The organism is Kaistella sp. (assembly GCF_032060305.1).
Classification (GTDB): Bacteria; Bacteroidota; Bacteroidia; order Flavobacteriales; family Weeksellaceae; genus Kaistella; species Kaistella yananensis.
Genome location: NZ_DAMBHK010000001.1, coordinates 20,545 through 29,142, shown reverse-complemented (window position 1 = coordinate 29,142; position 8,598 = coordinate 20,545). Strand labels below are relative to the sequence as shown.

Genomic DNA, 8,598 nt, shown 5'->3' with positions numbered 1-8,598 from the left:
GAAATTAAATCGCCCAAATCACAAACCGGAATTTCGAAATCGAGTTTCGAAAGTCGGTAAAGCTCCCGTCTCACCGTTTTGAAATCGAGAATTTCGGCTTCCCCATTCTTAATCCCGCGGTAATCTGAACAGAAAATGAGGACTATTCCGTTTTCCTGAATTTCCTGAGAAACAGCATGGCCAAGTTGCCATTTTTCGGTATTGATTTTTCTTGGCGGAATAATGATGTCTTCAATGTTCATTTGGAAAATATAGGTTTTAGGCTCAACAAAAGTAACAAAAAAAGCACAACCTCTGGATTGTGCTTTTGGTTATTCATGATCCAGTTACTGTTTTATCATTTTCTTACTGATTGCAGAACCGTCTTTCATGATAATTTTAATTACATAGATGCCATTCTGCATCTTTTGAGCAGATACTTTCTGGTCATTAATTTTTCCTTTCAGCATAAGCTTACCGCTGAAATCATAGATCTCAAAACTCACAGCGTCATCATTCTCAACATAAAATTCGTCTTTGAAAGGGTTGGGATAAACCTTCAGCTCTTTGTTCTGAGGCTGCGAAATAATGGTTTGATTATTTTGAGTATTGAGGGTCTGGCTGTTTCGCTCCACCGCAACTCCCAGAAGTCTTTTATCATCTTTAGCACATCTCACACTCATTCCTGCCTGAGGGTAAACTCCGGTTCCAGACTGCATTTTATTACCTTCAAACTGCATTGCCAAAGCAAAACCTGTATTCATATCTGCCAATGCTGCTGTCCACACACCGGTTCTTTCCAGGGTCACCGAATTTCCTCCCAATTCCCCTCTTATGCCGTCTTTTGGGAAATTCCCGATATTGAACGAGGGGTTTTCGAATTTCCAGCCGTTATTACCAGTTGCAGTACCTTTATAGAAACTAGCTATATCATGCCACTGGTCCTGAATTACCCCCGGTTTGCCGTAAGCATCTACATTATAGCTGTTATACCAGGGCGAATTGCCTTTGGAACCTGTGTAAAGATGAGTAAAAGAAACATCGGGAACACGCCATCCGTCCGGGCAGGGGTCGAAAGGCGATTTCTTGTCGGCATGTCCCCAGCGGTCCTCGGCTTTGCCACGATCATTCGAAACCCAGTCTTTTACTTTATTCAAATCATTTGCATAATGGTTTCCACCGTTGTAAATCTCGCCACTTCCTCTGTGATAAAGAAATTTGAAAGGATTCTGTACAGAATATTTAATATTGTCTCTTACTTTATCTCCAATATTAGCGCTTGAAGAACCGTACACTTCGTAAGAATCTGTGTAATCGTACTGGTATTCTTTACCATTGAGTTCAGTATAATCAATAGGTTCGCCTTTTAGAGTTAAGTATGGCCAGAAGACTTGTAAACCTTTTACCTGAAGATATAAAGTCTCATTTCTCACCGTAGAAAAAGATGGGAAAGGATCTTTTCTTCCCCACTGATAATGCAGCCCGTTTGCCATACCGGAATTGATGTCGCTACTTTCTGCACCCAAGTTTCTGTCCATAAAAACTGTTTTTAATGGCGGCAGTTTGCTTACGGTAGGATTCACAAAATTATAATTTACAGGGATGGTAGATTCTGTAATGTACGTCACCGCATTTACCGTGGGATCTTCTTTAGTTGCCCAGATATGCCAACTCCAAAGCGCTGGATTATCTTTATTATTATTGTGAAGGGAGACTACCGCATTTCCGGTTTCAGATGGATTAAGTTTAAGGACGATCATCGATAAGCGCGCATCCTTAGGATGCAACTCAAGCTCAATATCCTGAATTAACGCGGTATTGGTTGTCCACAGGATATTAGCAGTTAAATTGTCATAATCCGGCATTTCCTGATCAGATAGCACTTGATTGTACACAGCGAACGCTTTGCTTACAGGAATTTTTAATTCTTCCTGATTTACCACAACGTAAGAGTTGGGATTATTTAAACCTTCAGTGAAAATTTCTTTGGGATGTGTAAAATATTGTGTTGCAAAGTCGCCAATTTTTGAAATGTTCGGATCTCTCATGCATTTTACCGGATTTCCTGATTTTGTAGGATTGGTTTCATTATTAAAAATTGCATGAAGCCCCACACTCGTGTTAGTCCTGAAAGGATCTGAAACCATTGAAAAAACCCTGGCACCATCGTACGCATAAGTTGCACTCCAGAGTGCGCCGTTTGCGCTTTCATCCTGAAAAGTAATTCCTACAGGAGCATTCGGTGCGGCAGCATTGGGGTAATAGACATAACCCCCGGAGACCGGCAGTATGCCTAAATTTCTTGCCCCGCCCTGTGCGTTGGTAAAATCCATTCCTAACCCTGGGTATACTTTAATGCCCTGCAGATTCGGATTTGCAGAATCAGGAAAAAGTTGGCGGTTTGCTACTACTGCATCATCGTTATTCCAGTCCCGTTTTCCAAAAAAAGCCAAATTATTGTTCTGGGTTTCCCTGCCGTAATACGAGGGAACCCGCCATCCGTTGGGACAAGGATCCAACTCAGATTTCAGTTCGTAGGAACGGCTTTCTTTCTTCAACGCCGCGTTGGAGCTGTTGCCGTTGCTGTTTCCGCCTTTGGCGTTATCCGACCATAAATCCCAGGTTACATAATTAGGACTTACACCTGGAACTTTGTATCTGCTACTCGAAAACCAGTTTCCGGTACCATCTGTATTTATAATATAGGTAATGGGATTGTTTACAGAATATTTAATATTTTTTTCAATTTCATTAAAAGGCCGTACCTGAACGGGAATGGTATTTACAGGATCGATCTGGCGATGTCTTAAAACCCCAACGTCGCCGGAGATTTCGTAGAAGTGGGCATCTTTGTACACCAACGGTGGAAACGGATCCTTTCGCCCCCACTCGTACATTAAACCCGAAGATTTCTGCCATTCATGATCAAGAAAACTTTTTGAAACCGCACCCAGATTCCTGTCCATATATTCAACATTAATCAGGTTGCCATCGATATCGGTCTCGGTTCCCTGGGAGTAGGTTACTCCGTTCTCAGGATTATCGGTGACCCAAATGTGCCAGCTCCAGTAAATGGTTCCGTCAACTTTAAAGGCTATTACTGCATTTCCCTTGCCTTTGCCTTTATTGATTCCGACTTTGATTTTCGAGTCTGCGGGAGTTGATTCCGGTAGAATATTTACTTCAGTAACGAGCCCCGGAACATCTTCCCAATAAACAGATGCAGACTGAATGCCCGCGGGAATAGGTGTAGCCGTACCATTGGTTTTTAAATATTCGTATTTCGCCCACATTTCATACGCTTTTTTCACGGGAATTTCAATGCCACCGTAATTTTTAGAATGGGCTAATTCTAAATCGTAAATATAACTGTTGGGAGCTTTTGCATAATTCGCTGTTTGAGAATATGCTGCTGTTGCTAAAAAGCAAGAAACTAACAGATGAAGTTTTTTCATTGATAAAAAAATATTACAAAGATTTACTTGTAAATTTTTTTAACATCGTTTGTGTGTTTTTCCTTAAATCATTTTGTATTTTTTTCCTAAATTCATCTGTGCGGAGGCAAATATATAAATATATCTGGTATTTAAACTAAAATTTTTCATTTTTAACCACATGTGATTAAATATTTTTTTTAGTTACAAACCATTATATCTTAGGTAAAAAACCTGCTGCAAGCTGTTTGGTTACGATTATAAGCCGATGAAAATTTTTAACATCTGTAAAGAACACCGCATCATTTAATAAGATACGATCAATATCAGGAAAACGCTTTTCCTGTAATGGATAAAAAAAACCTGATAAATTTAATTATCAGGCCTTATTTATCGTACTATCTAAATACTATTTCTTTTTCGCTACGGCTTTTTTTACTGCTGGCTTTTTTACAGCCGTTTTCTTCGCAGGAGCTTTTTTAGGTTTCTCCTTGAAAGCGTTTTTATCCTGAGCGGTAATCCATTTTTTTACCTCATCCAAAGATACTGCTGCTAATTCTTCAGCGGTATATTTTTCCTCTTTCTTGGTTTTCGGAATTTTAAACATATTTTTTCCGAATTTGATGAAAGGGCCCCATCTTCCGTTTTCGATGGAAATTTTTTCTTTTTCCCACTGCTGGATATATCGGTTGGCCTCTTTTTCAAGCTTAGCATCAATAAGTTCATTAATGTCGCTCTGAGAAAGATTTTCGAAGTCGTATCGTTTTGGTACATTAATGAAAAGCGACTGGTACTTAATAAAAGGCCCGAATCTGCCGGTTCCTTTTGTCACCGGTTCACCTTTATAAGTTGCAATCGGCGCATCTGCAACCTTTTTTTCTTTAATAATTTCTTCTGCGCGTTCCTGTGTAACCGAAAGCGGATCCTCACCGCGTGGGATACTGATGAAAGTTTCGCCCCATTTCACATACGGACCGAATCTTCCGACACCAACAGTTACTGTTTTACCTTCAAAATCCTTTAGATCAAAAGGAATTTTAAAAAGTTCCAATGCTTCTTCAAGCGTAATGGTTGCAATGTTCTGGTTTGCCATTAAACTTGCGAAAATTGGTTTTTCTTCATCGTCCTGTTCGCCAATTTGCACCATCGGACCGAACCTTCCGATTCTGGTGATTACGTTTTTGCCGGTTTTCGGATCTACTCCTAAAATTCTTTCTCCATTCGCACGTTCTGCGTTTTCTTCTACATCTGCAATTTTCGGATGAAATTCTTTATAGAATCCCTGAAGAACCTCCTTCCACTTTTCTGATCCGTTTGCGATCTCATCAAAATCCTGCTCTACTTTTGCAGTAAAACCATAATCTAAGATTTCGGCAAAATTCTGGGTTAAAAAGTCGTTTACAACCTCGCCGATATCTGTAGGAACAAATTTATTTTTATCGCCGCCGAATTTTTCGGTAAGAATCTCTTTTTTGAGTTCGGTTTTCGTGAGAGACATCTTCATGATTTCTCTTTCCTGCGGAAGGATCTCTCTTTTATCAACGTATTCGCGATTCTGGATCGTCTGAATAGTTGGCGCATAAGTAGATGGTCTTCCGATACCGAGTTCTTCCAGCTTTTTCACCAAACCAGCCTCGGTGAATCTTGCTGCCGGTTTTGTGAATTTCTCGGTGGCTTCAATTTTTTTATAATCCAGAATTTCGCCTACCGAAACCTTTGGCAATAACTTTTCGTTGTTTTCCTCGTCATCTTCATCGGTTTTTGTAATGCCATAAACCTTCAAGAAACCATCGAAAACAACTACTTCGCCTTGTGCTTCAAAATGCTGTGGCAATGAAGGATTGCCAATTTCGATTACTGTTTTCTCTATTTTGGCATTTGCCATTTGGCTTGCCAGTGTTCTTTTATAAATTAACTGGTATAATTTGTTAAGCTGCTCATCACCAATTCGTTTTAGAGAAAAATCGGTCGGGCGTATGGCTTCGTGCGCTTCCTGTGCGGAGGCCGATTTGGTGGTAAAATTTCTTGGATTTGAATATTGCTCACCGAATTCTGAAACAATCTGGGATTTTGCGCCGTTAATGGCTTCCTGAGAAAGATTTACGGAATCGGTTCTCATATAAGTAATATAACCTTCTTCATACAGCCTCTGCGCAACACGCATCGTTGCCGTAACGCCGTAACCAAGGCGGTTGCTCGCTTCCTGCTGCAGTGTTGAAGTTGTGAATGGTGCCGATGCCGAACGGGTTCCGGGCTTGGTTTCTACATTAAGGACTTTGAATTCGGTATTTTGTGACTGCTTCAGAAACTCTTCTGCTTCGGTTTCCTTGGCAAAATCCTTTTTAAGTTTGGCCGCAATTTCCTGCTTGTTTTTGTTCAGGAAAAGTCCGTCAAGTTTAAATGCTGATTTAGGTTTGAAATTTCTGATTTCCAGCTCTCTTTCAACAACCAAACGCACAGCTACCGATTGTACACGGCCTGCGGAAAGACCGGTTTTTACTTTCTTCCAGAGCACTGGTGACATTTCAAAACCAACTATTCTGTCTAAAACTCTTCGCGCTTGCTGCGCATTAACGAGATTCTGATCTATTTTGCGCGGGTTTTCAATAGCTTTCAGAATTGCGTTTTTGGTAATTTCGTGAAAAACGATTCGCTTTGTATGGTCTTCTTTTAATTTAAGTTCTTCTGCCAAATGCCAGGCAATAGCCTCACCCTCGCGGTCTTCATCGGAGGCCAGCCAAACTGTATCGGCTTTCTTAGCTGCTGCTTTCAGTTCAGCGACTAGCTTCTTCTTATCGGGAGAAACTTCGTAATCGGGAGTGAAAGTTGCCAGATCGATCCCCATTCCCTTTTTGGGTAAATCACGGATGTGACCGAAACTCGATTTCACTTCGAAATCTTTGCCCAGATACTTCTGAATGGTTTTTGCTTTTGCCGGAGACTCTACAATAACTAAATTTTTAGACATCAAGAAAATTTTTGCAAAAGTAGAAGTTTTTTTTTAATGAAAATTTTAACGCTCATTTTTTAGCCCGCAAATTCAAAATGTTTTTCTTTAATATTAATCACTATACAATAATTTGCAACTATAAATAAGTACTTGTATGTATAAAAACCTATACTTATTGTCCTCATTATGATTTAAATACCTATTTTTGAAAAAAATCATCCGCTCCATGTATGATTCCCTAACTTCCATTGTAGAGCGCGACGCCTACAACAGTATATTGTATGTGGTATTAGGTGGGATATTGCTGCTTTCTGTATTTCATCTCGTCATGTTTTTTCAGAACAGGGATCGCGCCTACCTTTTATACAGCGCTTATACTTTTTTTTCCTTTGTTGCGTATTTGCCTATGGCAGAAAGCGGTTTCGCAAAATCGATTTCGGAAGTACTGAACCTAGACCAATTTACTAAAGATTTCTTTACCATTATTTTCAATTGTTTTTATTTTTTCTTTTTTACAGAATTTCTTAACATCAAGAAGATCAGTATAAAATGGTACCGCATCATTGTTCTGCCGGTTTTTGTGATAATTTCCATAGCGTTTCTTAGTCTTTTCCTACATTATTTCCTGGGTTATGATGGGTTTTTCAATTACTTTAAAATGGTTTTCATTTATTTAGTGACCATCCAAACGGTGATTTCTTTTTACATCCTTTCGAAGGTCGATAACGATTTGAAATATTATATCGTTTTTGGGGGTCTCATTTTATTTGCTTGTTCCGTAATAGGAGACAAAGCGGTGAGGCAGATTCCGGGGATTGACATAAGCAGGAAAATGGGCGATTTTATATTTTTCCTTGGACTTTTAATCGAAAATATGGCTTTCTCTTTCGCATTGGGACACAAACAAAGGATGAATTACCAGGACAAAGTAGCTTTTCAGCAGAATTTCATTGCGCAATTACAAAAAAATGAAATGCTAAAAGATGAAATAAACCGAGATAACGAAAAAAGACTCATCATCGAAAATGAAAAAATAAAGTATCTGCAGGAAATTTCAGACTTGAAACTCTCTGTACTTCAAAGCCAGATGAATCCTCATTTTATTTTCAATGCTTTAAATTCAATAAAATACTATATCCTAGAAAGCGACACGCAAAACGCGGTGGATTATCTGACCAAATTTTCAAAAATCATCAGAACCATTCTTTTAGCATCTAAAGAAAAGGAGTTTACACTTTCCCAGGAACTTCAAACATTACAACTCTATGTGGATATCGAAAACTTGCGATTTCACAATCACATTCAGTTTTCCATAAATATCGCGCCCGAAATCGATGTGGACATTGTAAAATTGCCACCAATGGTTCTGCAACCTTTCATCGAAAATGCTATCATACACGGCGTGGCGACCGTGGATGACAAAAAGATTACGATTAATGTGTCGGTAAAAGATCAAGCTGTTGAAATCTCTATTACCGATAACGGAATCGGAAGAAAAGAGGCCGGAAAAAGAAAATCGATCATTAAAAACAAAACCAAATCGCTAGGCACAGAAATAGCAGCAGAAATGCTTAAAAATTATTTTAACAACAAAGGATATAAGCTTCAGTATATCGATCTGTACGAAAACGACATCCCAACTGGAACCAAAATACTAATTTCCATACCCAAGCCCCGATATTTACGAAATAAATACGCTTAAAATTAACTAAAATTTGCTATATTCGCAAACTTAATGAAACCAAGATCATTCTTATAGAACTGACTGAAAATGAATAAGTTTACCGAATATAAAAATCTAGACCTCACGGCGATTGCTGATGAAGTTTCAAATTTTTGGAACACGCACGAAACCTTTAAGAAATCAGTAGAAACCCGCGCCGGAAAACCGGAATATGTGTTCTACGAAGGTCCGCCTTCCGCAAACGGAATGCCGGGAATTCACCACGTGATGGCAAGAGCGCTGAAAGATATTTTCTGCCGATACCAAACCCAAAACGGAAAACAAGTTTTTCGAAAAGCTGGTTGGGATACTCACGGTTTACCAATAGAATTGGGCGTTGAAAAAGAATTGGGCATCACCAAAGAAGACATCGGGAAAAAAATTTCGGTGGAAGATTACAACCAGGCTTGCAGAAACGCGGTTATGCGCTACACTGATGTTTGGAACGATTTGACTGAAAAAATCGGTTATTGGGTAGATCTCGAAGATCCTTATATTACCTATGAACCGAA

The 8,598-nt window shown here is 39.3% G+C and carries 4 protein-coding genes and 1 pseudogene; 2 read left to right on the top strand and 3 right to left on the bottom strand.

Annotation, left to right across the window (positions count from 1 at the left end; translation table 11 throughout):
* From V5N63_RS00140 to topA, 3 genes and pseudogenes are all read right to left on the bottom strand, one after another.
* Positions 1–242: pseudogene (locus V5N63_RS00140) on the bottom strand (arginase); the annotation flags it as partial.
* 84 nt (positions 243–326) lie between these two features.
* A complete protein-coding gene (locus V5N63_RS00135; protein WP_332031936.1) occupies positions 327–3,434 on the bottom strand; it encodes a T9SS type A sorting domain-containing protein in 3,108 nt (1,035 codons plus the stop codon).
* A 388-nt stretch (positions 3,435–3,822) separates the two neighbouring features.
* A complete protein-coding gene (gene topA, locus V5N63_RS00130; protein WP_332031934.1) occupies positions 3,823–6,381 on the bottom strand; it encodes a type I DNA topoisomerase in 2,559 nt (852 codons plus the stop codon).
* Between the two features lie 187 nt (positions 6,382–6,568).
* Here topA and V5N63_RS00125 point away from each other — a divergent pair, with 187 nt between their 5' ends.
* Complete coding sequence (locus V5N63_RS00125; RefSeq protein WP_332031932.1) at positions 6,569–8,065, top strand: sensor histidine kinase; 1,497 nt, start codon at positions 6,569–6,571, stop codon at positions 8,063–8,065.
* A gap of 69 nt (positions 8,066–8,134) precedes the next feature.
* The coding region (locus tag V5N63_RS00120; protein ID WP_332031930.1) for a class I tRNA ligase family protein at positions 8,135–8,598 on the top strand (464 nt) is incomplete at its 3' end.